The 26268-nt window shown below is 66.2% G+C and carries 30 protein-coding genes and 2 tRNA genes; 11 read left to right on the top strand and 21 right to left on the bottom strand.

Annotated features, from left to right (window positions below; translation table 11 throughout):
• Positions 1 to 144: 144 nt before the first annotated feature.
• Complete coding sequence (locus EQZ23_RS13540; RefSeq protein ID WP_128454972.1) at positions 145 to 609, bottom strand: DUF6456 domain-containing protein; 465 nt, start codon at positions 607 to 609, stop codon at positions 145 to 147.
• Between the two features lie 98 nt (positions 610 to 707).
• Between EQZ23_RS13540 and EQZ23_RS13535 the strand changes: the two genes are divergently transcribed.
• Both EQZ23_RS13535 and EQZ23_RS13530 read left to right on the top strand, forming a co-directional pair.
• Entirely contained in the window at positions 708 to 1268 is a 561-nt protein-coding gene (locus EQZ23_RS13535) for a helix-turn-helix transcriptional regulator (RefSeq protein ID WP_128454971.1), read from the top strand.
• 137 nt (positions 1269 to 1405) lie between these two features.
• Complete coding sequence (locus EQZ23_RS13530; RefSeq protein WP_128454970.1) at positions 1406 to 1663, top strand: hypothetical protein; 258 nt, start codon at positions 1406 to 1408, stop codon at positions 1661 to 1663.
• 1021 nt (positions 1664 to 2684) lie between these two features.
• Here EQZ23_RS13530 and EQZ23_RS13525 read toward each other — a convergent pair.
• Together EQZ23_RS13525 and EQZ23_RS13520 are read right to left on the bottom strand one after the other, a co-directional pair.
• Positions 2685 to 2760, bottom strand: a tRNA-Val gene (locus EQZ23_RS13525).
• Positions 2761 to 3063: 303 nt separating this feature from the next.
• Positions 3064 to 3525: a VOC family protein gene (locus EQZ23_RS13520; RefSeq protein WP_128454969.1), complete on the bottom strand. Its 462-nt coding sequence runs from the start codon at positions 3523 to 3525 to the stop codon at positions 3064 to 3066.
• Positions 3526 to 4042: 517 nt separating this feature from the next.
• On the opposite strand from EQZ23_RS13520, the gene EQZ23_RS20480 reads away from it, so the two are divergent.
• Positions 4043 to 4552, top strand: a complete 510-nt coding sequence (locus EQZ23_RS20480) for a M10 family metallopeptidase C-terminal domain-containing protein (RefSeq protein WP_128454968.1) — start codon at positions 4043 to 4045, stop codon at positions 4550 to 4552.
• A 140-nt stretch (positions 4553 to 4692) separates the two neighbouring features.
• On the opposite strand, the gene EQZ23_RS13510 is transcribed toward EQZ23_RS20480, so the two are convergent.
• From EQZ23_RS13510 to EQZ23_RS13480, 7 genes are all read right to left on the bottom strand, one after another.
• Entirely contained in the window at positions 4693 to 5634 is a 942-nt protein-coding gene (locus tag EQZ23_RS13510) for a MarR family winged helix-turn-helix transcriptional regulator (protein WP_128454967.1), read from the bottom strand.
• Between the two features lie 113 nt (positions 5635 to 5747).
• Positions 5748 to 7244, bottom strand: a complete 1497-nt coding sequence (locus tag EQZ23_RS13505; RefSeq protein ID WP_128454966.1) for an NAD(P)(+) transhydrogenase (Re/Si-specific) subunit beta — start codon at positions 7242 to 7244, stop codon at positions 5748 to 5750.
• A 28-nt stretch (positions 7245 to 7272) separates the two neighbouring features.
• The gene (locus EQZ23_RS13500; RefSeq protein ID WP_056064542.1) at positions 7273 to 7590 is read right to left on the bottom strand and encodes an NAD(P) transhydrogenase subunit alpha; all 318 of its coding nucleotides are present in this window, start codon (positions 7588 to 7590) and stop codon (positions 7273 to 7275) included.
• A 21-nt stretch (positions 7591 to 7611) separates the two neighbouring features.
• Complete coding sequence (locus EQZ23_RS13495) at positions 7612 to 7827, bottom strand: type II toxin-antitoxin system HicB family antitoxin (RefSeq protein WP_128454965.1); 216 nt, start codon at positions 7825 to 7827, stop codon at positions 7612 to 7614.
• Positions 7824 to 8072 carry a type II toxin-antitoxin system HicA family toxin gene (locus EQZ23_RS13490; protein ID WP_128454964.1) on the bottom strand — a complete coding sequence of 83 codons (249 nt, stop codon included), beginning with the start codon at positions 8070 to 8072 and terminating at the stop codon, positions 7824 to 7826. Before EQZ23_RS13490 ends, EQZ23_RS13495 begins: the two co-directional genes overlap by 4 nt.
• A 10-nt stretch (positions 8073 to 8082) precedes the next feature.
• Positions 8083 to 9204 (bottom strand): NAD(P) transhydrogenase subunit alpha, encoded by a 1122-nt coding sequence (locus EQZ23_RS13485; protein WP_128454963.1) that lies wholly within the window; start codon positions 9202 to 9204, stop codon positions 8083 to 8085.
• A gap of 4 nt (positions 9205 to 9208) precedes the next feature.
• Positions 9209 to 9331, bottom strand: coding sequence for an aa3-type cytochrome c oxidase subunit IV (locus EQZ23_RS13480; protein ID WP_128454962.1), 123 nt, complete (start codon positions 9329 to 9331; stop codon positions 9209 to 9211).
• Positions 9332 to 9471: 140 nt separating this feature from the next.
• On the opposite strand from EQZ23_RS13480, the gene EQZ23_RS13475 reads away from it, so the two are divergent.
• Together EQZ23_RS13475 and EQZ23_RS19855 are read left to right on the top strand one after the other, a co-directional pair.
• Entirely contained in the window at positions 9472 to 10887 is a 1416-nt protein-coding gene (locus EQZ23_RS13475) for a sigma-54 dependent transcriptional regulator (protein ID WP_128454961.1), read from the top strand.
• 78 nt (positions 10888 to 10965) lie between these two features.
• Entirely contained in the window at positions 10966 to 11271 is a 306-nt protein-coding gene (locus EQZ23_RS19855; protein WP_164913454.1) for a hypothetical protein, read from the top strand.
• A 25-nt stretch (positions 11272 to 11296) separates the two neighbouring features.
• Here the strand turns inward: EQZ23_RS19855 and EQZ23_RS13460 are convergent, their stop codons facing one another.
• From EQZ23_RS13460 to glmM, 7 genes are all read right to left on the bottom strand, one after another.
• Complete coding sequence (locus tag EQZ23_RS13460) at positions 11297 to 12181, bottom strand: bestrophin family ion channel (RefSeq protein WP_128454959.1); 885 nt, start codon at positions 12179 to 12181, stop codon at positions 11297 to 11299.
• Between the two features lie 106 nt (positions 12182 to 12287).
• Entirely contained in the window at positions 12288 to 13346 is a 1059-nt protein-coding gene (folP, locus tag EQZ23_RS13455) for a dihydropteroate synthase (protein ID WP_128454958.1), read from the bottom strand.
• 164 nt (positions 13347 to 13510) lie between these two features.
• Positions 13511 to 14650 (bottom strand): site-specific DNA-methyltransferase, encoded by a 1140-nt coding sequence (locus EQZ23_RS13450; protein WP_128454957.1) that lies wholly within the window; start codon positions 14648 to 14650, stop codon positions 13511 to 13513.
• A 176-nt stretch (positions 14651 to 14826) separates the two neighbouring features.
• Positions 14827 to 15465 (bottom strand): ribonuclease HII, encoded by a 639-nt coding sequence (locus tag EQZ23_RS13445; RefSeq protein WP_128454956.1) that lies wholly within the window; start codon positions 15463 to 15465, stop codon positions 14827 to 14829.
• 1 nt (position 15466) lies between these two features.
• Positions 15467 to 16342, bottom strand: coding sequence for a bifunctional hydroxymethylpyrimidine kinase/phosphomethylpyrimidine kinase (locus EQZ23_RS13440; protein ID WP_128454955.1), 876 nt, complete (start codon positions 16340 to 16342; stop codon positions 15467 to 15469).
• Between the two features lie 289 nt (positions 16343 to 16631).
• Entirely contained in the window at positions 16632 to 16847 is a 216-nt protein-coding gene (locus tag EQZ23_RS13435; RefSeq protein WP_128454954.1) for a DUF1272 domain-containing protein, read from the bottom strand.
• Positions 16847 to 18187: a phosphoglucosamine mutase gene (gene glmM / locus EQZ23_RS13430; RefSeq protein WP_128454953.1), complete on the bottom strand. Its 1341-nt coding sequence runs from the start codon at positions 18185 to 18187 to the stop codon at positions 16847 to 16849. The genes EQZ23_RS13435 and glmM overlap by 1 nt, the downstream gene beginning before the upstream one ends.
• Positions 18188 to 18255: 68 nt before the next feature.
• Between glmM and EQZ23_RS13425 the strand changes: the two genes are divergently transcribed.
• Both EQZ23_RS13425 and EQZ23_RS13420 read left to right on the top strand, forming a co-directional pair.
• Positions 18256 to 19518, top strand: coding sequence for a cation:dicarboxylase symporter family transporter (locus tag EQZ23_RS13425; protein WP_128454952.1), 1263 nt, complete (start codon positions 18256 to 18258; stop codon positions 19516 to 19518).
• On the top strand, positions 19493 to 20485 hold the full coding sequence (locus EQZ23_RS13420) for an aldo/keto reductase (protein WP_128454951.1): 993 nt from the start codon (positions 19493 to 19495) through the stop codon (positions 20483 to 20485). The genes EQZ23_RS13425 and EQZ23_RS13420 overlap by 26 nt, the downstream gene beginning before the upstream one ends.
• Before the next feature lie 177 nt (positions 20486 to 20662).
• Here EQZ23_RS13420 and EQZ23_RS13415 read toward each other — a convergent pair whose 3' ends face one another.
• The gene (locus EQZ23_RS13415) at positions 20663 to 21397 is read right to left on the bottom strand and encodes a uracil-DNA glycosylase (RefSeq protein WP_128454950.1); all 735 of its coding nucleotides are present in this window, start codon (positions 21395 to 21397) and stop codon (positions 20663 to 20665) included.
• Between the two features lie 22 nt (positions 21398 to 21419).
• Between EQZ23_RS13415 and folK the strand changes: the two genes are divergently transcribed.
• The 3 genes from folK (at position 21420) to EQZ23_RS13400 (ending at position 22700) form a co-directional block, all read left to right on the top strand.
• Positions 21420 to 21929, top strand: a complete 510-nt coding sequence (gene folK / locus EQZ23_RS13410) for a 2-amino-4-hydroxy-6-hydroxymethyldihydropteridine diphosphokinase (protein ID WP_128454949.1) — start codon at positions 21420 to 21422, stop codon at positions 21927 to 21929.
• A gap of 21 nt (positions 21930 to 21950) precedes the next feature.
• A tRNA-Lys gene (locus EQZ23_RS13405) sits at positions 21951 to 22026 on the top strand.
• A 35-nt stretch (positions 22027 to 22061) separates the two neighbouring features.
• Positions 22062 to 22700, top strand: coding sequence for a phosphatase PAP2 family protein (locus EQZ23_RS13400; RefSeq protein WP_128454948.1), 639 nt, complete (start codon positions 22062 to 22064; stop codon positions 22698 to 22700).
• On the opposite strand, the gene EQZ23_RS13395 is transcribed toward EQZ23_RS13400, so the two are convergent.
• A complete protein-coding gene (locus tag EQZ23_RS13395) occupies positions 22680 to 23525 on the bottom strand; it encodes a CoA ester lyase (protein WP_276318475.1) in 846 nt (281 codons plus the stop codon). The genes EQZ23_RS13400 and EQZ23_RS13395 overlap by 21 nt on opposite strands.
• Positions 23522 to 24520, bottom strand: coding sequence for a UDP-glucose 4-epimerase GalE (galE, locus tag EQZ23_RS13390; protein WP_128454947.1), 999 nt, complete (start codon positions 24518 to 24520; stop codon positions 23522 to 23524). Before galE ends, EQZ23_RS13395 begins: the two co-directional genes overlap by 4 nt.
• Positions 24521 to 24579: 59 nt before the next feature.
• Here galE and msrA point away from each other — a divergent pair, with 59 nt between their 5' ends.
• Positions 24580 to 25122 (top strand): peptide-methionine (S)-S-oxide reductase MsrA, encoded by a 543-nt coding sequence (gene msrA, locus EQZ23_RS13385; protein WP_128454946.1) that lies wholly within the window; start codon positions 24580 to 24582, stop codon positions 25120 to 25122.
• Positions 25123 to 25218: 96 nt separating this feature from the next.
• Here the strand turns inward: msrA and EQZ23_RS13380 are convergent, their stop codons facing one another.
• Positions 25219 to 26229: an L-threonylcarbamoyladenylate synthase gene (locus EQZ23_RS13380; RefSeq protein WP_128454945.1), complete on the bottom strand. Its 1011-nt coding sequence runs from the start codon at positions 26227 to 26229 to the stop codon at positions 25219 to 25221.
• Positions 26230 to 26268: the final 39 nt, after the last annotated feature.

The following is a 26268-nucleotide window of genomic DNA, read 5'->3' as shown; positions in this document are numbered from 1 at the left end:
TCTTGCCAGACGGAGGGGGAGGTAATGAATACCTCTGTTGCGTATCCTCCCCCTCCGTCGCCTCTGGCGCCACCCCCCCCCGCCAGGGGGAGGATCGAAAAGAGTGCGTGGCTTCACGGATGTATGCGACCGGGTTCGCAGCCCCTAACCAATCCCGTAATGCGCGGCCAAGCGATCGAGCGCGAGCGTCAGGACCAGTCGTCCTGCCCGCGCGGGCCATTGCAGCGCCTTTTCCGCCGCAGGGAGCCCCTCTCCCGCGCAGACCACGCGCCACAGGATATCCGCCAACCCCGGCCCCGCCGCCGCGATCGCGGTGTCGAACCGTCGCTTTGCCGCGATCTGCGCCGATGTCGGATCGAGCCCGTCATGGCCGCCCCCGTCGACACGTTCCGCCCAGCGCATCGTCACGCTCGGCGCGATCGACGCCCGCTCGTAATCGGCGCGCAACCGCTCTCCCGCCGCAAATTGCCGCGCATCGACCAGTCCACGCGACCGCAGCCACCCGAGCGGCGATTCGGCGAGATTGACCGTCACCATCCGTCCGCGCCGCGCCCCCGCCAGCTGGGGAACCCCTTCCGAATCGATCGATCGCTCCACCAGTTCGCGCATCCGTCGTCTCCCGTTGCCGCTCCACGTCATTTGCACCGGTTGCCATATCGACACGGTTGTAGGACAGAGGAATAACCCATCTGGTTTGGAGCGTTTCGATGATCACCGCCATTCGCGAAGTCCGCCGCGCCAAGGGCTTGACGCTGGAGGATGTCGCGCGGCGCTGCACGCCACCGACGACCGCGCAGACGATCGGCCGGCTCGAAACGGGCACGCGCACCGTGTCGGTCGGCTGGCTCAACCGGATCGCTGCGGCGCTGGGCGTCGAGGCGGCCGATCTGGTGACCTTGCCCGACCGGACCGACCTGCCCGTCACCGCGATCCTCGACGGCCGCGGCGTCCACGCGCCGCGCCGGACGACGACCGTTCCTCCACCGCAGGTCGCACCCGGACAGATCGCGGTGACCGTGGGGGGCGGAATCGGCGACTACCGCGCAGGCGACGTGATCTGGTGCGCGATGCTGGCGCCGGAGCGCTTCGCAACCGCGCTCAACCGCGACGTGCTCGTCCCGCAACCGGCGGGACAGTTCGCCTTCGGACGACTGATCGGATGCGAAGCCAAGGTGACGCTATTGCCACCGGGCACGGGCACACAGCCCCAGGCGACCGAAAACCCCGCTTGGATAGCCGTTGCCACACGGCTCGTCCGCGACCTCTAGCGATCGGTTACGGGAATGGTGGGCGATGACCGACCATTCCCCTTGCAATGCCGCTTTGGCGATCACAGCCATGGTACTTCCCTCCTCACCACGATCTCTGACCTTGCAGAGCGAAACGGAAGCCGTAGGGTGCCGCCATGGCTGACTTCGATGATTCCGCAGACCCAGAACTTGGCGCGGCGTGCAACCGTTTGGCGGCTTGGGTCGAGCCGATGCCAGAGGGGCAGGTCATCGACCGTGCTTCCGGCCTTACGGAGCGCGACCTCGCGATGATACTGCGCCGCCTCTACGACACGCGAGAGTATGGAGACATCACGGTCCCTGACATTGACGAACCCGAGGAGCGCTACGGGCGCCCCTCGGTTCCCGTCACCAAGAAAGGGCCATGGGGTTGACCGCCTGATGTCCGGCTCGCGCTGGCCTACCTCTACTCGATCGCCCCGACTAAGAACCGCGAGCCGTTTGACGAGCTATGGCGAGCCCTTGTGGGGCGCGGCCAGCCACTGAAGGAGAGTTTCCGATCGACTTGGGCGGACACGCCGTTCGCCGGGCTATGTCGGAAGGTGGGTGTCGCACGCGATATCGACCCCGGCGCGACACCAGCCCGAGCAAGCAGAGCCGCTGCGCCCGATACGGTTCGCTGCTAGCGCGCTATTCGCCAGGCAATTTCCCCGAGGCGGAAGCGTTGGCCAATTGCGATCGACCCACGGGCCAGGGCGCAGGGCTTCATCGAAGCGTGATTGTGATCGAGGCCGACATCAGGCTCGCCGCATGATCATTGACACGCTTGATCTATGGGAAAGTCGCAGTCGCGAAACTCGCCTACAGAATTCTCCGAGCCCGCTTCCCCGAGGTCGGGCTATCCAAAGTCTTCCATTCATCAGGAAAGAACGTCACGTATCACGCCGTGCGTGCGTTCTGACTGGCTTCAGCGGTGTTGCCGCTCAACCGTACGGCGACGTTGAATGCACTGCGGTCTGCGCCGTAATGTGCTCCGCGATGGCAGTTTGGACAGATACCGCCAACATGACGGGGATCGTCAGGACCTAATGCGTGGGGATCGTACACCTGCCGCCGCACCGGCCGCATCTGGCGGGGAGGCGCGGGCTTTGGAACGTCGGGCACCGGGTCGGACAGGGTAAGTAACCCGCCTACGAACCGGATCCAGATATATGGAGCCCTCCTAACGACCAGCGTCCTTCTTAACCCACCCGCTTATCGATCAGCGGCTCGAATGGGCGCAATTTTCGCTTCGAAACGGCATACCCCATTCGTACGATCGGTATACCCGAACACCCCCCTACTAACGTCGTGCTGGGACGGAGTGGAATGATTGCGCATGAAAAGCCGTAATGGCGCAGTTCTGGGCATTTTGAAGCCCTTTGACCTTCACTGTCAGATGACGACATGAGGGAATGGTGGGCGATGACGGGCTCGAACCGCCGACATTCTCGGTGTAAACGAGACGCTCTACCAACTGAGCTAATCGCCCCCTCTGGGGATAACCGCGTAATACCGCCGTTTTTGGTGAGTGCAAGAGACGGTTTCGCAGACCTGAGCAGAACAGAAGGGACACAGGCGGAGCTGAGAGTCCCGACCTAGTCGCGACCCAAATTTGCCCCCTTTCCGACCAAGCGCCAGAGCGTCAGAGCGCGCGAACTGTCGCTGAACGACCGGAATGGAGAAATTAGCGGACTGTCCGCTATCGGGAACGCGGACGGCATTAGCGGGCGTCCCTGACGCAGCCGCCCCTTCCCGATTAGGATGGTGAAGCGGGAAAACGTCTGCCGGCCCATTAACGGGCTGACGGCTGCATAAGCTCTATTGTGATATGATCGGGGCCTGAAACGTAGGCCACCAACGTTCCCTTTCTTGGCCCACCCGCGATCGGCAACGGACTACCCTTCGCCTTCCATCCTGCTGCCTCGACGCGGGCAATAGCGGCATGGATATCGTTTACGGCCAGAGCCAGGTGGGCCGCACCGATCGCCCCCGCGCTGTTGGGCACCGCACCGTTCTGCCGCCCTTTTGAATATTGCAACAGTTCGACCACATAGCCGTCCGGTGCCCTGACGATCGCCGTTTTGACATTAGGATTATCGACACCGGTCACCTGATGCAGGAAATCGCCCCCCATCTCCGATTGCCGCTCAAGTGTGAAACCGAGCGCTTCCGTCCAGAAGCGAACGGCTTCGTCTAAAGACGATACGGCGAAGCCTGTATGGTCCACGGCAATAACGTTTGCGGCGTCTGTCATTACTTCTCTCTTACTTGGCCGTGCTTGCGATGTCGGGGCCTGCGCCGGCTTCAACCGACACCAACAGCATGGCGGATATGATCTTCATGGTGACGCTTTAACGCTTGAGCTTCTTCCCGAAAAGGAACCCATAGCGGGACAGTAGCCCGGGCGTTCGCGCCGGCAGTTGTCCGGGACACCCCCTTTCCCAAAATCTGTTCCCAATTGCTCTTTCCCGAAATGGGCTGTTGGAGACGGAGAAACGGGAAAAATCGTGCTTAACGAATTGCCGGTTTCGGGAGCCCGGATCGCCATCCCCAACGTCCGCTAATGGGCGTTCAGGGCAGTGCGGCAGTAGTACGCGCAAGGCCAACCGAACGGCTGGGGTATCCCCGCGCACGGTGCCAGCCGCTTCCATCGCCTCACGAGCGACGTCGACGGCGAGCTTCACGAGCGTTCTTTCTCGGGGATCTAGTGGCATGACCGCCGGAAACTGACCCTCAGGTTGGATGAGAAACCGGGGGACCCTCATGGCCTGATGGGAGAGCGTGATCGCAAAACGCCACAGTTCGGATCGATTCCAGCGCGATTTTGCGACTTAAAAGGCGGCAGCGCGGACGATCATGGCGGCTTTATTACGCTGCACGGTGCCGGCGGCAACGATGTCCTCGTTGGCGGTCAAGGGAACGATGGCCTTGTCGGCGGAAGCGGTGCCGATATCCTGACCGGAGGGCTGGGTGCCGACGTATTTGCCTATGCGGGTTTTGATGAAGGTGGCGATGTGATCGTCGATTTTGCCACAGGCGTGGATCACATCCAGTTAAACAGGACCGTCGATCCGTTTGCATTCCTCGGCAACTTCGAAAGCCTTGCAGCCGCTCAGACAGCGTTGTCCGCGGCCGGCCAGGGACTCCACGCGGCGTTTGTACAGAGCGCTCATACGCTTTGGATCGACAGCGACAACACCTGTGAATTTTCCACCGACGACTTTCGGATTTCGTTGACAGACGTCACGCACATCGACGCTCATGACTTTATTATAGCGTAGGAATCCAATAGAATCTTATCATTGGTTCCGGCAAGATTTCCTCCTTCACGGAGGGGGCGAAGATTGGGCGGTAGAGCGCGTTGCTCTGCCTCTCGGACGAGCATGGGCGGCGATCGGTAATACTCAAAGGGTTTGCACGATCATGGAATTCGCAGGTCGGCGCCTCTGGTGGCCACGATGTATCCCCGCATCGCCTCGCTCGCGCGGTCGGACAGCACCATGAACGCCCGTCGGCGGTCATGCATATCGGGGCGGCGTTCGAACAATCCGGTGTCGGTCATCCGCGCGATCCAGCGCAGCGCGGTGGTCGGCGCGACCGCGGCGGCGATGCACAGGCTCGACACCGACACCCGCCCCCGCTCGAGTTCGGCGGCGTAGAGATCGAGCAGCATGTCCCAGCCGGGATCCTCGAACAGCGCGGTGCCGAAGAACTGGTCGCGCAAACGCCGCGCACGGATGGCGCGGCGGACATCAGCCGCGCTCGGCTCGACCAGGGACGGCGGCGCGCCGTAGCGGTTCGTCCGATCCCCGACGATCGGCGCGGCGGGGGCATCCTCCTCGATCTCCGCACGCGTCAACCGCGCCAGCGCCTCGGCGATCCGCGCGACTTCGGTGTTCAACCGTTCCAGCCGCATACCATCGGTCTCGCGGCTGATGTCGAACACACCCGCCGGGATGCGCGCGGCTTCGGCGGCGACCACGATCGCCGCGACGCAATCACCGACGGTGGGATCGACCAGCAACCGCGTGCTGCCGCCGAGCGTGGCTGCAGCGACGACGTCGATCTCGTCCACCCCCAAGGCGACCACCAGCCTCGCCTGCAACGCTGCCGCCTGATCGACGATGACGGGCAAGCGCTCGGCAAGCAGGGCGGGATCGACCCCGGCGGCTTCGACGACGATCACTTGCGGCGTCGCATGATCGCCAAACGCCGCCTGCCAGTCGAGCCGCGCGACGATCCGGCCGCGGAGCGCGATCAGCGCATCGGCAAGCCGGTCCGGCGCACCCGCCGCGGCAATGAGGACCGCGTCGATCCCGGTATCGTAGTTTGTCGCATCGGGCGGGCCATCCGGTCGAGTCATCACGATCTCCGTTGTGATACGGAGACTATCCTGCGTCAGGCCAGGAGTTACACCCGAACTGGATCGAGTTTCGTTGGAATTGGGAACTTCCTGCGCATGACGTGATCGGGTGCCTAGTCGAGCGCCTTGACGATATCCTCGACCATCTTCTTGGCGTCGGCGAGCAACATCATCGTATTGTCGCGGTAGAACAGGTCGTTATCCACCCCCGCATAGCCGACGCCGCCCATCGATCGCTTGATGAACAGCACCGTCTTGGCCTTTTCGACGTCGAGCACGGGCATGCCGTAGATCGGCGAGGTCTTGTCGGTCTTGGCGGCCGGGTTGGTCACGTCGTTCGCGCCGATCACGAATGCGACGTCGGTCTGCGCGAACTCGCTGTTGATGTCCTCCAGCTCGAACACGTCGTCATATGGCACGTTGGCCTCAGCCAGCAGCACGTTCATGTGCCCCGGCATGCGCCCTGCGACGGGGTGGATCGCGTATTTCACGCGGACGCCCTCCGCCTTCAGCTTGTCGCCCATCTCGCGCAGGACGTGCTGCGCCTGCGCGACCGCCATGCCGTAGCCCGGGACGATGACGACCTGCTCGGCCTGGCTCATCAGGAACGCGGCGTCCTCGGCCGAGCCGCGCTTCCACGGCCTATCGCTGGCCGCCGCGGGGCCGCCGGCATCGGACGACTGACCGAAGCCGCCGGCGATCACGCTGATGAAGCTGCGGTTCATCGCCCGGCACATGATGTAGCTGAGGATCGCGCCCGAGCTGCCGACCAGCGCGCCGGTGATGATCATCGCGCTGTTGTGCAGCGTGAAGCCCATCGCCGCCGCCGCCCAGCCCGAATAGGAATTGAGCATGCTGACCACCACCGGCATGTCCGCGCCGCCGATCGGGACGATCAGCAGGAAGCCGATGACGAAGCTCAGCAGCGTGATCGTCCAGAAGATCCAGGCGCTCTGATCGGTGACGAAATACGCGATCAGGCCGACGATGGCGGCGAGCAGCGCGATGTTGATGACGTGGCGGCCGGGCAGCATGATCGGCTTGCCGCCCATGGTGCCGTTCAATTTCAGGAAGGCGATGACCGAACCGGAGAAGGTGATCGCACCGATCGCGACGCCGAGCCCAAGTTCGATCCGGCTGACCGGGTGGATGACCGCGAACGGCTGGCCGATGAGCGGGATGACGAGATCGGAAATCCCGAACGCCTGCGGGTTGAGATAGGCGGCGACGCCGACCAGCACCGCGGCAAGGCCGACGAGCGAATGGAAGGCGGCGACGAGCTGCGGCATCGCGGTCATGGCGATGCGGCGTGCGGTGATGAGACCGATCGCCGCGCCGACGCCGATCGCGGCAAGAATTTCGACGACCGTGATCCAATCGATCGTACGCACGGCTATCGCAGGTCCGCTGTCCGAAACGAGCAGGTGCTGTACGAATGGTACATGCGTCACCAGCGTCGTCACGACCGCGATCGTCATGCCGATGATGCCGAAGCGATTGCCACGCTGGCTCGACGCCGGGCTCGACAGCCCGCGGAGCGCGAGGATGAAGCACACCCCCGCAACCAGATAGGCGAGCGATGCCCAGGGGCTGACCGTCAGTTCATGCATCGCGCGTCCCCCTTACGTACCGTATCGCTCACTTGCTCGCAGCAGGTGCGACCGGCCGCTCCTTCTTCTTGTACATCGCCAGCATCCGCGCCGTGACCGCGAAGCCGCCGAAGATGTTGATGCTCGCCAGCACCACCGCGAGCAGCCCGAGCGCCTTCGCCACGCCCGACCCGGCGCCGATACCGGCAGCGGCTGCGGCAATCAGCGCGCCGACGATGATCACGCTCGAGATCGCGTTGGTCACCGCCATCAGCGGCGTATGCAGCGCCGGCGTCACCGCCCAGACGACGAAATACCCGACGAAACACGCGAGCACGAAGATCGACAGGATCGCGATGAAGTCCATATTATTCGGTTCCCGATTCCATCACGCTGCGGCGCGTGTCGCGGCGGGGACGGTGCGCCCCAGTTCTTCGGCGGCTTCGATCCAGCAGGCGATTGCATCATAAGCGTTCGCGAGCGCGTCCTGAGGCGTGTCGCCATCGGATTTGCAGCCAGGCAATTCCGGCACGGTGGCGAGGTAGCCGCCACCGTCCGACGCCGGGAGCGGCCGGATCACGACTTCATAATCCTCAGGTTTCATGACTCCATCCTCCGCACCGCATCGATGAACCTGACGAGATCGCGAATATACACCGGCTTGATCGGCCGATGCGCGGGGATCGTCAGGATTTCGATCTGGCCTGCATGCTTCACCTTGTAATGTGAGCCGTTGCGCGGGGCACTGCAAGCGATGCCAAACGCTGCACATGCCGCGACGACGTCCTGAATACGCCAGTCCCGCGGGTTCGCGCGCATGGCCTCGAGGAGACGGTCGCCACGGCTCACGCGCCCCGGATCATGACAACAGCCGCGGGTTCACGATCTTGCCGCCTTGCGTCAGGCGGATCGCGTCGCCGATCTCGGCGTCGAGGACAGGCTTGCCCGCCTCCTTGTCCCAGAAGGCGTTGAGGAAATTGTACAGGTTGCGGCTGAACAGCGCGCTGGCGTCGGCGGCGAGCCGCGACGGTACGTTGCGGTGGCCGACGATCTTCACGCCGTTCACCACGACCACTTCGCCCGCGACCGAGCCTTCGACGTTGCCGCCCTGCTCCACGGCAAGATCGACGATCACCGAGCCCGGCTTCATGCTCGCGACCTGCGCCGCCGAGATCAGCCGCGGGGCCGGACGTCCCGGGATCAGCGCCGTGGTGATCACGATATCCTGCTTGGCGATATGGCCCGACACGAGTTCGGCCTGCGCCGCCTGGTATTCGGGCGACATCTCGCCGGCATAACCGCCGGTCCCCTCGCCCTCGATTCCCGCGACATTCTCGACGAAGATCGGCTTCGCACCGAGCGACTGGATCTGCTCGCGGGTTGCGGCGCGCACGTCGGTGGCCGACACCTGAGCCCCCAGCCGCCGCGCGGTCGCGATCGCCTGGAGTCCGGCGACGCCGACGCCCATCACGAACGCCTTCGCCGCACTGATCGTCCCCGCCGCGGTCATCATCATCGGAAATGCGCGACCATATTCGGCTGCCGCGTCGAGCACCGCCTTGTAGCCCGACAGGTTCGACTGCGACGACAGAATGTCCATCGACTGCGCGCGCGTGATGCGCGGCATGAATTCCATCGCCAGCGCTTCGTACCCGGCCGCCGCGTACGCCTCGACCCGGTCCCGCTCGCCGAACGGATTGAAACTGGCAACCACCCACGCCCCCGACGATACGCCGACGAGCGTCGCAGGATCAGGCCCCTGCACGCCGAGCACGATATCCGCCCCCGCCAGCGTTGCCGCACGGTCGGCAACGGACGCGCCCGCATCCGCATAGGCGGCATCGGCGATCGACGCGGTTTTGCCCGCCCCGGCTTCCACCGCCAGCACCGCTCCCAGCGCGATGAGCTTCTTCACGGTTTCCGGCGTCGCGGCGACCCGCCGCTCGCCGTCCGCTTGCTCTTTCAGGACGGCGATCTTCATGATGTTACGAAATCAACCAGATCACGAGCGCGACGACCACCGCGCATCCGACCGAGCCCCATTTCATCATCCCCGTCACGCTCGAATAGGTCGCCACATGCGCCTTCATGTCCCCGTTGCCGGCCATGGTTCGTGCCCCAATCCTTTGAGTGTCATCCTCTATGCGGCCGACCTTAACCCGCACATCCGGGATCGCCAAGCGCGACATTTAAGGCGCCCTTTACTCGGTTGCGCTATTGCACGTACCGGAACGGGACAGGATTCGCCATGACGCGTAACGGCCAGCGCCTAGTATTGCTGATCGACGACGAGCCCGCACAACGCCGGCTGGTCGCCGCGCTTGCCGCGCGTGGCGGCTGGCGCGCGGTGTTCGCGACCGACGGCGAGATGGCGATCGCGACGCTCGGCACGCAGGACGGGATGCAGCTCGACGCGATCCTACTCGATCATTCCGCCCCCGATGGCGATGCGACCGCGTTGATCGCCGAACTCCGGGAGCGCCGCCCTGCGCTGCCGATCCTGATGCTCACCGCCAATGGATCGGTCGCGCACGCCGTCTCAGCGATGCGCGCCGGTGCCACGGATTTCCTGGTCAAGCCGCTGGCCCCCGATCGCGTGCTCGCCGCGCTGGAGGCGGCCGTCGCCGGCACCGCCGCGGGCGAACTGCGCCCGCTGACCGAAAAGATCCCCGCGCTGCTCGCGTTCGACGAGATCGTCGGTTCCTCACCCGATTTCCGCGCCGCGCTGGCGATCGCGGCAAAGGCGGCACGCGCCCGTGTCGCGGTGCTGGTCGAGGGCGAGAGCGGGGTCGGCAAGGCGGTCGTCGCCGAGGCGATCCACGCCGCCTCGCCGCGCGCCAAGAAGCCGATGATCACCGTCAATTGCGCGGCGATGCCCGCCAACCTGATCGAATCGGAGCTGTTCGGCCACGAGGAGGGCGCGTTCACCGGCGCCTTCGAGCGCAAGGTCGGCCGGTTCCACGATGCCGATGGCGGCACGCTGTTCCTCGACGAGATCGGCGAGATGCCGCTGGAGGCGCAGGCCAAGCTGCTCCACCTGCTCCACACCGGCGAGGTCCAGCCGATCGGCGCGCGCCATTCGCGCGACGTCGACGTCCGGGTGATCGCCGCGACCAACCAGCGGCTGCTCGACGAGGTCGAGGCGGGGCGGTTTCGCGAAGACCTGTATTACCGGCTGAACGCGGTGCAGGTGACGATCCCGCCGTTACGCGAGCGTACCGGCGACATTCCCGCGCTGGCCCGTCACCTGCTCGCGCGGATCGCCGAGCAACCGGGGCTGCGGCCGCTCGGGATCACCGACGCCGCGCTGAAGCTGCTGGTGCACTACGACTGGCCCGGCAACGTTCGCCAGTTGCAGAACGCGCTCTTCCGCGCGGCCGTGCTGTGCGAAGGTGCCGCGCTCACCGAAGAAGATTTCCCGCAGATCGCGGCCCTCGGCAATCGCCAGCGCGGCCCCGCGACCGTGGCCGCAGGTGGCGGCGGGGTCACGCTGTTCCGCCCCGACGGCAATTTGCGTGCGCTCGAGGAGATCGAGGCCGATGTGATTCGCCTCGCGATCGGCCACTATCGCGGTCGCATGACCGAAGTCGCCCGCCGCCTCGGGATCGGCCGCTCGACTTTGTACCGCAAGCTCAGCGACCTGGGGATCGACAACGCCGCCTGAGGTGAGGACCACGCCGGTTCCGGTGCATTTTCTCGGGCGGGGATACGCTATATCGACGGGGCAACCGCGAGCGCTGTCATGAGCGCAACCACGGCGATTGGCGGCAGTATCCAGACGGTCAGCAGAACGAAGCCGGCAGCGGCGATCGCGAAATCATCGGGGCTGACGACCGCACTGATCACGACCAAGCTTCCGATCCTGTTGGGGCATGAGCTTGGACCGTTCAATCTCCCCGACTTCAAGCGCTACGGCTTCTGGAGCGCACAGCACGAGAGCCGCGCGGATCTCACCATGCTGCTCGGATGCCTGTATCTGCTGATAGTCGGCAGCGGACGCTGGTCGATCGATCGACTGCTCGACCGGGACGCCGTGCCCCCGGCCTGAGCCGGGGGGCTAACGATCGATCAGCCTACCAGAGCACGCCCTTCACGGGCTGCAACGGCTCGGGCGCAGGGTCGCCGATCGACTGGAGCAGGTCGATCTCGACCGTGCGGCACATCGCGTTGAGCGGCACGTCGTGGATCGTATCCGCGAACGGATCGACCAGATCGTCGCCGATCTGCAGGACCGCCAGGAACATCAGGCCGGCGATCGTCGAGCCGACCGGGGTCGCATAGCCCAAGGTTTCGACCAGACCGATCGGGAGCAGGACGCAAAACAGTCGCGTGAACAGGCTCGGGAAGAAGCGGTACTGGTTGGGCAGCGGCGTATTCTTGATCCGCTCCATGCCGCCCTGCGCGTTGGCGATATCGACGAGGATCGCCTCGAACTGCGTCTGCTGGATCGTATCGATCCAGCCGTTGCGCCGCGCCAGATCGATTCGGCGGCCAGTGCCGTCGAGCAGGCCGTTGGCGACGTTGCTCCGCTCGAGCGCAAACGAGGCCTCCTCCTGCGACAGAAAACGCAGTACTTCGGGCGCGGGCGGCTGCTTGCGCAACTGACAGCGCAGCGCATTCACATACGCGATCTGGCGGAGGACGATGGTCCGCTTCATGTCGTGGCCCTCGGGCTCGGGCAACATGTTGCGCGCCATGCGCGCCAGACTGCGCGAGGCGTTGATCATCAGCCCCCACAGGCCACGGCTTTCCCACCAGCGCTGATAGGCCGAATTATCGCGGAAACCGAGGAACAGCGCGAGCGCCGTACCGAACAGCGTCAGCGGCAAAGCCGGCGCGTGGAACGGCAGGACGTAGTAGGTGATCGTGACGACCACGTCCCAGACGAACAGGCCGAGCAGCGGGCGCCAGACCTCGCGCATGATCTGGCTGACTCGTGGTGTTGCAGTGACGATCAAGCGACAGCTCCTTGTTAACGCTCGTGTCTAATGCGCGAAGAGGCGTTTCGCTGCAATGCAGCGGTGATCAGCCGCCCCGCTTGACCGCCCGGGTTACCCGCCCCGATTACCCGCTGACCAGAGACTGATCGCGCAAGCCGCGCCAGACTTTCACCGCCTGCACCGTCTCGGCGACGTCGTGGACGCGCAGAATCTGGACGCCCGCCTCCGCGCCTTTCAGCGCCAGCGCTAGCGAACCGGCCAGGCGCTGATCGACCGGCGCTTCGTTCGACAATGCCCCGATCAGCCGCTTGCGGCTCGCGCCGAGCATGATCGGGCAACCGAGCCCGTGGAAGATCGCAAGGCCGTTGAGCAGCGCGAGATTCTCGGCCAGCGTCTTGCCGAAGCCGACGCCGGGATCGACCAGAATACGTGACCGGTCGACGCCGCCTGCAACGACGGCGGCGATGCGGGTTTCGAGCCAGTCGAACACTTCGGTGAGGACGTTGGCGTACCCGCCGTCACCGTGCCCGCCCTTCTTGGGGTCGGGGGAATGCATCAGCACCACCGGGCAGCCACTCTTCGCGACGACATCGAGCGCACGGTCGTCCCATAGCAGCGCGGCGACGTCGTTGACGATGTGCGCGCCGGCGGCGAGCGTCGCCTCCATGACGGCGGCCTTGCGCGTGTCCACCGAGACGATCGCACCGGCGCGGGCGAGGCGTTCGACGACGGGAACGAGCCGCGCGATCTCGTCGCCTTCCCACACTGCGGCGGCGCCCGGGCGAGTCGATTCGCCGCCGACGTCGATCAGCGTCGCACCCGCGGCGGCCATGTCGATGCCGGCTGCGGCGGCCGCAGCAGGATCGTCGACATGCCTGCCGCCGTCGGAGAAGCTGTCGGGGGTGACGTTGAGGATGCCGGCGACGATCGGCTGGTCGAACCGGAGCGTGCGTTCGCCGAGCCGGAGTGCGGCGCGGGGGGCGGTGATGGCAGCGTGGAGATGCGCGGCGCGATCGCCCAGTGTCGCGATCTCGGCGACGGGGATCGTCCGGCGGGCGCGGCCTTCGATCACGTCATAGGCGGCGAACCACTGCATCCCGCCGGCGAGGCGTGCGACGCTGCCGTCTGCGTGGCCGATCGGGGTGTCGACGAACTGCGTCGGGCGGAGGTGGAGGCTGGTCATGATGATGCCGCCCTACCCCGGTCCGTCATCCCAGCGAAAGCTGGGATATCCCGCCGCATCCGTCTCTCCCTGCCGAGGGAGACCCCAGCTTTCGCTGGGGTGACGGTTTTGGCTGGTGGCGGATCTGGCAGGTGACGGGTCTGGTCGGGGTGACGGATCGCGCCTCAGACCGTGGTCGCCAGCAGGTACGTCTGGCGCAGGTCGTCGATCGGCTTCAGGCCCTTGTCGCTCTCGTAGTGCCAGAAGCTCCAGCCGTTGCAGGCGGGCGCGTTCTGCAAGGTGGAGCCGAGCTTGTGGATCGAGCCGATCGTGCCGCAATCGCTCAGCAGCGAGCCATCCGCACGGATCGTCGCGCGCCACCGCCGCTTCGAATCGGTCAGCACCGCGCCGGGTGTCAGATACGCGTTCTCGACGAGCACGCCGAACGCGACCTTGGGCTGCGTGCGCGGGCTCATCATCGTGCGGATCGCCGATTCGTCGAGCGGCAGCGCGGCCTCGATCCGCTCCTGCGCGGCCTCGATGTAATCGCCTTCACGGTCGATGCCGATCCAGCTGCGACCGAGACGCTTGGCGACGGCGCCGGTCGTGCCGGTGCCGAAGAACGGGTCGAGCACGACGTCGCCGGGCTTCGTGCACGCGAGCAGGATGCGGTACAGCAGCGCCTCGGGCTTCTGAGTGGGATGCACCTTGGTGCCGTTCTTCTTGAGCCGCTCGGCGCCGCCGCAGGTCGGGAATTCCCAGTCGCTGCGCATCTGGAGCTCGTCGTTGAGCGTCTTCATCGCGCGGTAGTTGAAGTGGTACTTGGCCTTTTCACCCTTCGACGCCCAGATCAAAGTTTCGTGCGCGTTCGTGAAGCGGGTACCACGGAAGTTCGGCATCGGGTTGGTCTTGCGCCAGACGATGTCGTTGAGGATCCAGTAGCCGAGATCCTGCACCGCCGCGCCGACGCGGAAGATGTTGTGATAGCTGCCGATCACCCAGAGCGAACCATCGTCCTTGAGGATGCGGCGCGCTTCCTTCAGCCAGGCGCGGGTGAAGTGGTCATAGGCGGCGAACGTGTCGAACTTGTCCCAGTCGTCGGTGACGGCGTCGACGTGACTACCGTCGGGGCGATAGAGTTCGCCGCCGAGCTGGAGATTATACGGGGGATCGGCGAAGATCATGTCGATCGACTTCGACGGGAGCGCTTTCATGCGCTCGATGCAGTCGCCGCGCAGGATCTGGTCGAGTGGAAGGACGGCCTGAACCGCCGGCTCTACTGCTTTCTTCGCACGCGGCCGTGCGATCGTGTCGATCAAACCCATGATTTCCGCCCCTTGTCGCTGCCTATAGCTGCGGAATTGTCCGACTCCGTCAAGCAAACTTTCTCTAGCGGCGTTTGGACCGGATTCCTTCGCTGCGACCAAACGAGTCGCCATTGCCCAGATGTTGAGTCGTGGGAGACTCGCGGCTCAAGCCCTTGGGGTGTGGCGCGAAAGACTCAGCTCGTCGTTTCCTTCGCGAAAAGTCCCTCGCGCGCCAGATAGGCGGCGGCGACCGGCGCGAAACTGCGGCGGTGAATCGGCGTCGGGCCATGATCGCGGAGCGCGCGCATGTGGTGCGCGCAGCCATAGCCCTTGTTCGAATGCCAGTTATATTCGGGATGCACGTCGGCGGCGGCGATCATGATGAGGTCGCGGGTGTGCTTGGCGACGATCGACGCGGCGGCGATCGACAGCGACTTGGCATCGCCGCCGACCAGCGGGGTGGCGGGGTAGGTCCAGCGTGGCAGGCGGTTGCCGTCGACCAGGACGTGGCCGGGCGCGTGGCCGAGCTCGACGGCGAGCGCGTCGACCGCGAGCGTCATCGCCTTCATCGTCGCCCAGTAGATGTTGAGCGTGTCGATCTCCTCGGGCTGGACGATGCCGATGCCGACGATCGCGCAGCCTTTCAGGCGCGCGCAGAGCCGTTCGCGCTCCGAGGCCGAGAGTTTTTTCGAATCGTCGATGCCGCGGGGTACGCCTTTCGGGGGCAGGATCACGGCGGCGGCCACGACCGGGCCGGCGAGCGGTCCGCGGCCGGCTTCGTCGACGCCAGCGACGGGGCCGACGCAGAGCTTTTCGTGTTTCATGCCGGGCATTTCAGCTCCATCGCGCGGCGAAAGCCTGCGCATCCCAGCCGTCGGACTCTATTGCCGCCAGCAGGTGGTAAAAAGGGATGGTGTCGAGCGCGTGACCCATCGGGCCGTGCCCTTGGCCGATACCCGCAGCGGCTGCAAGCGCGGCGCGGACGAACGCGATGGCACGATCGGTTGCGGTGTCGAGCGTCAAGCCTTGCCCCAACCCCGTCGCAATGCCGGTTGCGAGCGTGCAGCCGGTGCCGTGGGCGTGGCGGGTTTCGATGCGGGGATTGGTCCAGACGGTTTCTGCGACGTCGGTGACGAGGCGATCGGTGACTTGGTCGCCCTCGGCGTGGCCGCCTTTTATGAGAACTGCGGGCCCGAGGGCGCGGATCGCGGTCTCACCGCCCAGCGCTGCGAGTTCGGGGAGGTTGGGCGTTACGAGGGCAGCGATGCGCATGAGCCTTTCGAAGGCTGCGATCGTGGCGGCGTCGGCTAGGATGGAGCCGCTGGTCGCGATCATGACGGGATCGAATATTATGGGGACGCGCCTAGCGTGTTCTCCCGCGAAGGCGGGAGCCCAGTCTGGGCCCCCGCCTTCGCGGGAGAACAAGGAGGTCAGGCGATCGGCGACTGCGCGCGCTGTTTCTGCCGAGCCGATCATGCCGATCTTGATTGCGTCTACGCCAATGTCCGAGACGACCGAGTCGATCTGCGCGAGGACCATGTCGGTCGGGACCTGGTGCACCGCCTGCACGCCGAGCGTGTTCTGCGCGGTGATGGCCGTTACCGCGGTCATAGCGTGGCCGCCGAGCATCGTGACGGTCTTGATATCCGCCTGGATCCCTGCGCCGCCGCCCGAATCGGAGCCGGCGATTATGAGAATTCTGGCGGTCATCGCGGGGTACGGATTGGAGTGAAGTGCAGACGCTGGTGCGGGTCGGTGGCCGTTGTGCACTTCGGTTGGATTTGGGGTGTGGCGAAGGTGGGGGTCATGGTTTGCGGTATGCCATGATCGCGGCAGTCTAGGACATAGGGGATCATCTACCAACGTCACCACGCCACCCCGGCGAAGGCCGGGGCCCAATTGGGAAGGTTCAAGTAACGGAGCGGTGCCCTTCGTTATCACCGTCCCCCAATTGGGCCCCGGCCTTCGCCGGGGTGGAGAAAGTGGAGAAGGTCGCGCTCTAGTGTCGCCGGCCGTCTGCGGGGCGTTGCGGCGGCGCTTTGCCCAACCTTGTCGGGCGGTCGAGCAGTTCGCCGCCGCAATTCGGGCAGCGCTCGTCCAGCGCGTCCGCACATTCCGCGCAGAAGGTGCATTCGAACGAGCAGATGAACGCGCCCGGCGCATCCGCGGGGAGGTCCGTGGCGCAGCGTTCGCATGTCGGGCGCATTTCGAGCATCAGGCGGCGGCTTTCCGCACGGCGTCGCAGATCCGGTCGACGACCTGTTCGACCTGGCCGAGATCGTCACCCTCCGCCATGACACGGATCACCGGTTCGGTGCCGGACGGGCGAATGACCAGCCGTCCCTTGCCGGCGAGCTCGGCTTCGGCTCCGGCGATCACCGCCTTGACCGCATCGTGGTCGAGCGGCTTGCCACCCGCGAACCGCACGTTCTTGAGCAACTGTGGCAAAGGCTCGAACCGGTGGAGCACTTCGCTCGCCGGGGCGCCAGAGCGCTTCACTTCGGCGAGGATCTGCAACCCCGCGACGAGGCCGTCGCCGGTGGTCGCATAGTCGCTGAGGATGATGTGGCCGGACTGTTCGCCGCCGACGTTATAGCCGCTGGAGCGCATCTTCTCGAGCACGTGGCGGTCGCCGACCGCGGTGCGGACCAGCCCCAGCCCCTGTGCCGCGAGATGGCGTTCGAGGCCGAGGTTGGACATCACCGTCGCGACCAGTCCGCCGCCGGCGAGCCGGCCCTGCCGCGCCCAGCTGGCGGCGATCGTCGCCATCAACTGGTCGCCGTCGACGATCATGCCAGTCTCGTCGACGACGATCAGCCGGTCCGCATCGCCGTCGAGTGCGATGCCGATATCGGCGCCGTTGGCGATAACGGCCTCGGCGAGCGCCTGCGGGGCGGTCGAGCCGACGCCGTCGTTGATGTTGGTACCGTTGGGCGTGACGCCGATCGCGACGACGTCCGCGCCGAGTTCCCACAAGGCCGAGGGGGCAACCTTGTAGGCGGCACCGTTCGCGCAATCGAGCACGATCCGCATGCCGTCGAGGCGCAGGTTCTCGGGGAAGGTCGATTTGGCGAAGTGGATGTAGCGCCCCTGGGCGTCCTCGATCCGGCGCGCGCGGCCGATCTGGTCGGACGGGACGAGCGGGATGTCGCCGTCGATCAGCGTCTCGATCGCCGCCTCGGCCTCGTCGGACAGCTTGTAGCCATCGGGGCCGAACAGCTTGATGCCGTTGTCCGCATAGGGATTGTGGCTGGCGGAGATCATCACGCCGATGTCGGCGCGCATCGACTGCGTCAGCATCGCGACCGCGGGCGTCGGCATCGGCCCGACCATGACGACGTCCATGCCGACGCTGGTAAAGCCCGCGACCAGCGCGGATTCGAGCATATAGCCCGACAGCCGCGTGTCCTTGCCGATCACGACGCGGTGGCGGTGATCGCCCCGCTGGAAGTACGCGCCCGCCGCCATGCCGACCTTCATCGCCATTGCCGCGGTCATCGGCGAGACGTTGGTGGCGCCACGAATGCCATCGGTGCCGAAATATTTCCTTGCCATCGCTTGTACTTTCCGTCCGGTATCGGGTTCGCCATCGCTGATAGCGCGATGCAACACGAAGGGCGAGCATGTCGCAGGCAACACGGATTCTGATCGCCCTGGTTGGTGGTATCGCGATCGGCATCCTCGCCGCCGCGCTGGCGCCGACGCAGGCGATCGCGGTGACCGCGGTGTCGCAGCCGATCGGGTCGGCGTGGCTGCACGGGTTGCAGATGGTGATTGTGCCTCTGATCGTCTCGCTGCTGGTCACCGGGATCGGCGCGACCGCGGAGGCCGCGCGCGCCGGGCGGATCACCGTGCGCGCGCTGGCGATGATGGTCGCGATCCTGTGGGCGGCGACGATCATGTCCGCGCTGGTCACGCCGCTGCTGCTCGAGGCGTGGCCGCTGCCCGCTGGGCTCGCGACCGCGCTGCGCACCGCGCTGACGACGAGCGCGCCGGTCGGGACGGTGCCGGGGATCGGCGCGTTCTTCGATACGATCGTGCCGACCAACGTCGTGGCGGCCGCTGCGGGCGATGCGTTCCTGCCGCTGACGGTGTTCGCGCTGGCGTTCGCGTTTGCGGTCACGCAGCTGCCCGAGGCGCAGCGCAGCATCCTGACGGGGTTCTTCCAGGCGGTGGTCGCTGCGTTGCTGATCGTGATCGGCTGGGTGTTGAAGCTCGCGCCGATCGGGATTTTCGCGCTGGCCTACGGCGTCGGCGCGCGGACCGGGACGGCCGCGTTCGGTGCGCTGGTCCATTACATCGTCTGCGTCTCGGCGATCGGGGTGGTCGTGCTGATCGCGGCCTATCCGGTCGGGATGATCGGCGGGCGGGTGCGGTGCGGGCGGTTTGCGCGCGCGGTCGCGCCGGCGCAGGCGGTGGCGATCAGCACGCAGTCGTCGCTCGCGTCGCTGCCGGCGATGCTGAAGGGCTCGGTCGATCTCGGCGCATCGCCTGCGACCGCGGGGATCGTGCTGCCGCTTGCGGTCGCGGTGTTCCGCGCGACCAGCCCGGCGATGAACCTCGCGGTGGCGCTGTACGTCGCACATCTCGTCGGCGTGCCGATCGGGCCGGGGCAGCTCGCCGCGGGGATCGCGACCGCGGCGATCACGACGATGGGATCGGTATCGCTGCCGGGAACGGTCAGCTTCATCGCCTCGGTCGCGCCGGTGGCGATCGCGATGGGCGTGCCGATCGAGGCTTTGGGGCTGTTCATCGCGGTCGAGACCGTTCCCGACCTATTTCGCACCGTCGGCAACGTGACGATGGATACCGCCGTCACCATCTCCGTTTCAGCGCGCAGTGACGCCAAGGAGATTCCCCATGAAATATCGCACGCTCGGCCCTGATTTCGAGGTTTCCGCGCTGGGCCTAGGCTGCATGCCGATGGCCGGTATCGGCAAGGGCATGTACGGCGAGGCCAATGCCGACGAGAGCATCGCGACGATCCACCGCGCGATCGAGCTCGGCGTGACGCTGTTCGATACCGCCGAAATCTATGGCCCGCTGATCAACGAGGAGCTGCTCGGCAAGGCGATCCGCGGCAAGCGCGACGGCGTCGTGATCGCGACCAAATTCGGCTTCCGCTATGACGACAAGGGCATGACCGGCGTCGACAGCACGCCTGCCAATGTGCGGCGTGCGTGCGAGGGATCGCTGAGGCGTCTCGGGGTCGAGACGATCGACCTGCTGTACCAGCACCGTGTCGATCCGGGCGTGCCGATCGAGGACACGGTCGGCGCGATGGCGGAGCTCGTTCGCGAGGGCAAGGTGCGGCATCTCGGGCTGTCCGAAGCGGGGCTCGACACGATTCGCCGTGCCGCGGCGACGCATCCGATCGCGGCGTTGCAGAGCGAATATTCGCTGTGGGAGCGCGGCGTGGAGGACGAGATCCTGCCGCTGTGTCGCGAACTCGGGATCGGCTTCGTGCCGTATTCGCCGCTGGGGCGCGGGTTCCTCACAGGGCAGATCACCGCCCGGTCGGATTTGCCGGAGGGCGATTACCGGCGCAACGATCCGCGCTATTCGGAGGAGAACTTCGCCAAGAACATGGAGATGGTCGCGGTGGTGAAGGGAATCGCCGACGCGCATGGCGCTTCGCCCGCGCAGATCGCACTCGCGTGGCTGCTGGCGCAAGGCGACGACATCGTGCCGATCCCGGGATCGAAGCGGCGGGTTACGCTGGAGGACAGCATGAAGGCCGCGGACATCACGCTGACGGCCGACGACCTGGCGAAACTGGATGCCGCAGCACCGCGGGGCGGTACGGCGGGGCCGCGTTACGGCGAAAAGGCGTTGTCGATGACGCGGATCTAGCGGCCTCGCGCTGGTGAGGCGGGGCGGATCGCCATTCGCGGTCGTCGCAAACGATCCCCCCGCTACAGCCAGGCAACCCGGACCAAGTCAGGACTGCGGTCGAACTGCCCGGCGAAGTGGGCGCGATTGGCGATCTGGGGAACGGTGAACTCCGGAAAAGCCTCGCGTGACGGGGGACTAGGCCGTCTCGCGCAACTCCAGTGCCCGCTTGAACACTGCGTCGAACATCTCTGGAGTCAGAACACCCGTATTCACGTTGTAGCGCGAGCAGTGGAAGCTATCGATCAGGATGCGACCGTCGGGCATCACGTGCTCCGCTCCATGCGCGAACCGCGCCTTGGGCAGCCGGCCGCCGAGCATCTTCACCGCCGACTGATGCGCGATGTGACCGAGCGCGACGAACACGCGCGCGGTCGGCACGGCATCGGCCTGCGTCTCCAGGAACGGCCGGCAGGTGCGAATTTCCTCTGGGGTCGGTTTGTTTTCGGGCGGCAGGCACTTCACCGCGTTGAGGATGATCGCGCCGTCGAGCGCAACGCCGTCCTCCGCCTTCGCCCCATAGGTGCCGGTCGCGAGGCCGAACCGCCCGAGCGTCTCGAACAGGAACTGTCCGGAATAATCGCCGGTGAACGCGCGGCCCGTGCGGTTCGCGCCGTGCTTGCCGGGTGCGAGACCGATGATGCCGAGCCACGCCGCGGGATCGCCGAACGCCGGCACCGGCGCGTTCCACCAACTCGGAAACTCGGTCCGCAACGTCTCGCGCAACCCGACCAGGCGCGGGCAGAGCGGGCAATCACGGGGCGGCTCGGTCTCGGGCAGCGCGGAAACGGGCGCGAAGACGGTCGTGACGTCGACCGCATCGGCCTCGTCGACGTTTTCGGGAAGCTCGGTGGTGTAAGGTGTGGAATCCATGGGATTGCGCTAGGCGGACCAAATGTCGCCTGCAACCCCGCTCCCGCCGAACACGCAGGCCGCAACCACATACGCCATAGCGCTCGGCTCCAATCGACGCGGCCGTCACGGGAGCCCCGAGCGCGAGATCGCGGCCGCGCTGAACACGCTCGGCGGTGTCGTCGCGCGATCACCGACCGTCGCCAGCGCGCCGCTAGGGCCATCGAACCGCCGCTATGCCAATGCCGTCGTGCTGATCGAAACGCCGGAGGACCCCGCCACGCTGCTCGTCCGCCTGAAACGGATCGAACGCAATTTCGGCCGTCGCCCCGGCCGCCGCTGGGGCAGCCGCGTGATCGATCTCGACATCATCCTCTGGTCGGGCGGCGCCTGGTCGTCGCCGGGCCTGACCGTGCCGCACGCCGCCTTCCGCACCCGCGACTTCGTGCTCGGCCCGCTCGCCACGCTGATCCCCCGCTGGCGCGATCCGCTGACCGGCCGGACGATCCGTCAATTGGCGCAATCGGTTGACCGAAAGCGGCCACGCGATTAGGTGCGCGGTCCACGATGGCGGGGGTCCGTAGCTCAGTTGGTAGAGCAAGCGACTTTTAATCGAGAGGTCCCGGGTTCGAGCCCCGGCGGACCCACCATCGGCAGCGCGCCCGAAAAGGGCGAGCGCCGACACGTGCCCGCGATCCTCGCCGGCGCTTCGGTCGCGGCGGTCGGCATCGTCTTCATCCTGCTCGTCGGTCTCGCGGTCGATCATTGGCTGTTCGCGTTCGATCGCTCGATCATCCTCGGCCTGCGTGCCTGGGGTGGTCCGTCCTGGTTGCCCAAGGTCGCGGCAGACGTCACCGCGCTCGGCGGCGGCATCGTCCTGACGATCGTCGTCGTCGCCGTCGCGGGGCTGTTGATCGTGCAGCGCCTGTGGCTGACCGCATTCGCGATGGTCGCGGCGAGCGTCAGCGGCAACATCATCGTCGAGTTGGTCAAACTGCACGTCGCCCGCCCGCGCCCCGACATCGTCGCGCACCTCGTCACGGTGTCGCATATGAGCTTCCCCAGCGGGCATTCGGCCAACAGCGCGATCGTGTATCTGACGCTCGCCGGCCTCGCCTCGCAGGTGACGCCGGACCGCGCGACGCGGCGCTACATGCTCGTCGTCGCGATCCTGCTGGTCGGCGCGATCGGGTGCAGCCGGGTGTATCTCGGCGTGCATTGGCCGAGCGACGTGCTCGCCGGCTGGAGCTTCGGCACATTGTGGGCGCTCGCCTGGTGGCTCGCGACCGCCCGCGTGCGGACCTCAATCGGCGGCGAGCGCTAGCACGGCCTTTGCCGCCTTCAGGTGCGGGGCATCGACCATCTTGCCGTCCATCTGGAGTGCGCCCGCACCGGGATTGGCGGCGAACAGGTCGACGATCTTCTGCGCATGCGCGCGTTCTTCGAGGGACGGCGTGAAGGCGGCATTGATCACCGCAACCTGGCTAGGGTGGATCGCCATCATCCCTGTGAAGCCGTCGCGCCGACCCCGCGCGGCATAGGCCGCGAGCCCGTCCAGATCGCGAAAGTCCGGATAGACCGTCTCGATCGCCGGCACGCCCGCCGCATGCGCGCCGAACAACGTCAGCGATCGCGCGAGCTGGTACGGTGCGGTGTACGATCCATCCGCCTCGCGCGACGTCGCCGCGCCGATCGCGGCGGGCAGGTCCTCCGCGCCCCAGGTCAGCCCGATGAGACGGGGGGAAACTCCGCCATAGCTGCCGAGCGCGAAGACCGCCGCGGGCGTCTCGGTCGCGATCGGCAGGATGGCGATGTCGCCGCTGAGCTTGGCGTCGAGCGCGGCGAGCGATGCGGCGCCTTCCGCCTTTGGGAGCATGATCCCGTCAGGCGCGCCGGATAGAACCGCAGCGAGATCGTCGTCCGCCAGCCCCGAATCGAGCGGATTGATCCGCACGAACAGCGGCATCGTCCGCGGCTCGGCAAGGAAGGCGGAAACGTGTTCGCGCGCCGCCTCCTTACCCGCGGGCGCAACCGAATCCTCCAGGTCGAGGATCAGCGCGTCGGCACCAAGCCCAAGCGCCTTCACCATCCGTTCCGGCCGATCGCCGGGCACGAACAGCAGCGAGCGCAATCTCGGCTGCAGTCTCACCGGCCCTTCTCGGCCAGCGACCGCTCCCACGCCAGCGCATCGCGGACGATCCCGTCGAGATCGGCATGGCGCGGCGTCCAGTCGAGCCGTTCCAGGATCGCGCTGTTGTCCGAGATCAGCATCGCCGGGTCGCCCGCGCGACGCCCTTCGAGGCGACGTTCGATCGTCCGGTTCGTGACCTTGTCGACGGCGTCGAGCACTTCGAGCACCGAGAAACCCTTGCCGTAGCCGGCGTTGAGCGTGTGGCTCTTGGCGGGTTCTGCGACCAGCACTTGGAGCGCGGCGACATGCGCGGCAGCGAGATCGGTGACGTGGATATAATCGCGAACACCGGTGCCGTCGGGCGTGTCGAAGTCGGTGCCGTAGACGCCGACCGCGTCGCGTTTGCCGGTCGCCGCCTCGACCGCGATCTTGATCAGGTGGGTTGCGCCAATCGTCGACTGGCCGCTGCGCCCCTGCGGATCGGCGCCCGCGACGTTGAAGTAGCGTAATGCGGCGTAGTTCATCGGGTGCGCCGCCGCGACGTCGCGCAGCATCGCCTCGGTCATCAGCTTCGACATGCCGTAGGGGTTGATCGGCACGGTCGGATCGCCCTCCGCGACCGGCACCTTCTCGGGCGTGCCATAGGTCGCCGCGGTCGACGAGAAGATGAAGTGGGCCACGCCCTCAACCACCGCGCTCTCGATCAGTGCGCGGCTCGCGGCGGTGTTGTTGCGGTAATATTTGAGCGGGTCGCTGACCGATTCGGGCACCACGACCGAGCCGGCGAAATGCATGATCGCGCGGACGTTATGCTCGCGGATCGCCGCGCGGACCTTCCCGTCGTCGGCGACGTTCGCCTCGACCAGTGCGGCGCGGCGGTCGACCGCCCAGTCGAATCCGGTGACCAGATTGTCGAGCACGACGACCTCGTAGCCTGCGTCGAGCAGCGCCAATACCGCGTGGCTGCCGATATAGCCGGCGCCGCCGGTGACCATAACCTTACCGTCGATCATGTACGTCTCCTCTTTGTTGCGCGGTAGCGGCTTCCTATCTTGGGAGAAAGGAGATCGTGATGACGGATTATGTAACGCTCGCCGGCGGCTGCTTCTGGTGCACCGAGGCGGTGTTCAAGAACGTGATCGGCGTGGAGAGCGCCGAGAGCGGCTATATCGGCGGGCATGTGCCCAACCCGACCTACAAGCAGGTCTGCGGCGGCGACACCGGCCATGCCGAGGCGATCCGGATCGGCTTCGACCCAGAGCAACTGAAGCTCGGCGACCTGCTGGATATCTTCTTCGCGACGCACGACGCGACGACGTTGAACCGCCAGGGCAACGACGTCGGCACGCAATATCGCTCGGCGATGTTCCCTGCTGACGATGCGCAGAAGGCCGAGATGCAGGCCGCGCTGGAGCGGGCGCAGGCGGATTCGCCCAAGCCGATCGTGACGACGATCGAGCCGATGGACACGTGGTACGAGGCGGAAGGCTATCACCAGGATTACTGGGAAACGTCGGGCCGTTCGAACCCGTACTGCATGGCGGTGATCCCACCGAAGCTCCAGAAGCTCCGCAAGAGCTTCGCCGCGCGGTCGAAGGCGGCGGTCAACGCGTAACGTCAGGAGAGTAGCTGTTCCCCCGCGGACGCGGGGGACCAGCTAAATACCGTATCACTGTCAGACCCTGGCCCCCGCCTGCGCGGGGGAACAGCATCAGCGATGTGCGGCGCGGCGCAGGCGGTCGTTGATCGCCTCGCCGACACCGTCGAGCGGGATCGGCGCGATCGCGATCCGTGGGCACGCGTTTGCGTCGGCAGCGTGGAGCAGGTCGAACAGCCGAGCGGCGGCTTCGACGAGGTCGCCCGACGCTGACAAGGTAACATCTCCCAAGACATCGCCGAAACCGATCAGCCATTCGTCCGACGCGGCCTCGGTAGCATTCAATCTCAGCAACTTGCTCGGCGCATAATGGCTCTCAAGCTGCCCCGGCGAGGTCACCACCTCATCACCCCCCCCCGGCGAAGGCCGGGGCCCAATTGGGGGACGGCCATGATGCACGTCGCGCCCAGTTACATCCGACGTTCCAATTAGGCCAAAGCCTTCGCCGGGGAGGTGTAGCGCGATCATTTGCGAAGTAATCGGCCCTGGCCGCAGCACTGTCCGCCCCGCCACGATCGTCGACTCCAGCCCAGCCTCGGTCGCCCCATCGTCAAGGATCAGCGGCACGTTCCCTCCCAGACTCCCCGCCACATGCGCCGCGCAAGTCGGAGAAATCCCCCCGCTCGCATTCGCCGACGGCGCTGCCAGCGGCCGCCCGGACGCCGCGATCAACCCCTGCATCGCCCGATGTCGCGGCACCCGGACCGCGATTGTCGCCAGCCCTGCCGTCACCAGCGAAGCAATCCCCGCATCCCCCCGCACCGGCAACACCAGCGTCAAAGGCCCCGGCCAGAACGCCGCCGCCAGCGCGCGCGCATCCGCATCGAACACCGCGATCCGCTCCGCCGCCGCCAGATCCGCCACATGCACGATCAGCGGATTGAAACTCGGGCGGCCCTTGGCGGCATAGATTCCCGCCACCGCCTCGGCATTGGTCGCGTCCGCCGCGAGTCCGTAGACCGTCTCGGTCGGCACCGCGACGAGTCCCCCATCGCGAATCAGCGCGGCCGCCTCGGCGAGCGCGGCCGTGCCGTAAGGTAAAATCCGAGGGTGTGGACGGGTCATTTTACAGGCGTATAGCGGGTCCAAACCGTAGCGATAAGA

The organism is Sphingomonas sp. UV9, from assembly GCF_004101245.1.
GTDB lineage: Bacteria > Pseudomonadota > Alphaproteobacteria > Sphingomonadales > Sphingomonadaceae > Sphingomonas.
Note: the sequence above shows the minus strand (reverse complement) of the source record. Positions and strands in the feature narration are given on the sequence as shown.

What these genes read in the sequence shown, in the direction of transcription:
- EQZ23_RS13540 (WP_128454972.1), bottom strand. Translation starts at nt 609, where the DNA reads ATGCGCGAACTGGTGGAGCGATCGATCGATTCGGAAGGGGTTCCCCAG.
- EQZ23_RS13535 (WP_128454971.1), top strand. Translation starts at nt 708, where the DNA reads ATGATCACCGCCATTCGCGAAGTCCGCCGCGCCAAGGGCTTGACGCTG.
- EQZ23_RS13530 (WP_128454970.1), top strand. Translation starts at nt 1,406, where the DNA reads ATGGCTGACTTCGATGATTCCGCAGACCCAGAACTTGGCGCGGCGTGC.
- EQZ23_RS13520 (WP_128454969.1), bottom strand. Translation starts at nt 3,525, where the DNA reads ATGACAGACGCCGCAAACGTTATTGCCGTGGACCATACAGGCTTCGCC.
- EQZ23_RS20480 (WP_128454968.1), top strand. Translation starts at nt 4,043, where the DNA reads ATGGGAGAGCGTGATCGCAAAACGCCACAGTTCGGATCGATTCCAGCG.
- EQZ23_RS13510 (WP_128454967.1), bottom strand. Translation starts at nt 5,634, where the DNA reads ATGACTCGACCGGATGGCCCGCCCGATGCGACAAACTACGATACCGGG.
- EQZ23_RS13505 (WP_128454966.1), bottom strand. Translation starts at nt 7,244, where the DNA reads ATGCATGAACTGACGGTCAGCCCCTGGGCATCGCTCGCCTATCTGGTT.
- EQZ23_RS13500 (WP_056064542.1), bottom strand. Translation starts at nt 7,590, where the DNA reads ATGGACTTCATCGCGATCCTGTCGATCTTCGTGCTCGCGTGTTTCGTC.
- EQZ23_RS13495 (WP_128454965.1), bottom strand. Translation starts at nt 7,827, where the DNA reads ATGAAACCTGAGGATTATGAAGTCGTGATCCGGCCGCTCCCGGCGTCG.
- EQZ23_RS13485 (WP_128454963.1), bottom strand. Translation starts at nt 9,204, where the DNA reads ATGAAGATCGCCGTCCTGAAAGAGCAAGCGGACGGCGAGCGGCGGGTC.
- EQZ23_RS13480 (WP_128454962.1), bottom strand. Translation starts at nt 9,331, where the DNA reads ATGGCCGGCAACGGGGACATGAAGGCGCATGTGGCGACCTATTCGAGC.
- EQZ23_RS13475 (WP_128454961.1), top strand. Translation starts at nt 9,472, where the DNA reads ATGACGCGTAACGGCCAGCGCCTAGTATTGCTGATCGACGACGAGCCC.
- EQZ23_RS19855 (WP_164913454.1), top strand. Translation starts at nt 10,966, where the DNA reads ATGAGCGCAACCACGGCGATTGGCGGCAGTATCCAGACGGTCAGCAGA.
- folP (WP_128454958.1), bottom strand. Translation starts at nt 13,346, where the DNA reads ATGACCAGCCTCCACCTCCGCCCGACGCAGTTCGTCGACACCCCGATC.
- EQZ23_RS13450 (WP_128454957.1), bottom strand. Translation starts at nt 14,650, where the DNA reads ATGGGTTTGATCGACACGATCGCACGGCCGCGTGCGAAGAAAGCAGTA.
- EQZ23_RS13445 (WP_128454956.1), bottom strand. Translation starts at nt 15,465, where the DNA reads ATGCCCGGCATGAAACACGAAAAGCTCTGCGTCGGCCCCGTCGCTGGC.
- EQZ23_RS13440 (WP_128454955.1), bottom strand. Translation starts at nt 16,342, where the DNA reads ATGACCGCCAGAATTCTCATAATCGCCGGCTCCGATTCGGGCGGCGGC.
- EQZ23_RS13435 (WP_128454954.1), bottom strand. Translation starts at nt 16,847, where the DNA reads ATGCTCGAAATGCGCCCGACATGCGAACGCTGCGCCACGGACCTCCCC.
- glmM (WP_128454953.1), bottom strand. Translation starts at nt 18,187, where the DNA reads ATGGCAAGGAAATATTTCGGCACCGATGGCATTCGTGGCGCCACCAAC.
- EQZ23_RS13425 (WP_128454952.1), top strand. Translation starts at nt 18,256, where the DNA reads ATGTCGCAGGCAACACGGATTCTGATCGCCCTGGTTGGTGGTATCGCG.
- EQZ23_RS13420 (WP_128454951.1), top strand. Translation starts at nt 19,493, where the DNA reads ATGAAATATCGCACGCTCGGCCCTGATTTCGAGGTTTCCGCGCTGGGC.
- EQZ23_RS13415 (WP_128454950.1), bottom strand. Translation starts at nt 21,397, where the DNA reads ATGGATTCCACACCTTACACCACCGAGCTTCCCGAAAACGTCGACGAG.
- folK (WP_128454949.1), top strand. Translation starts at nt 21,420, where the DNA reads ATGTCGCCTGCAACCCCGCTCCCGCCGAACACGCAGGCCGCAACCACA.
- galE (WP_128454947.1), bottom strand. Translation starts at nt 24,520, where the DNA reads ATGATCGACGGTAAGGTTATGGTCACCGGCGGCGCCGGCTATATCGGC.
- msrA (WP_128454946.1), top strand. Translation starts at nt 24,580, where the DNA reads ATGACGGATTATGTAACGCTCGCCGGCGGCTGCTTCTGGTGCACCGAG.
- EQZ23_RS13380 (WP_128454945.1), bottom strand. Translation starts at nt 26,229, where the DNA reads ATGACCCGTCCACACCCTCGGATTTTACCTTACGGCACGGCCGCGCTC.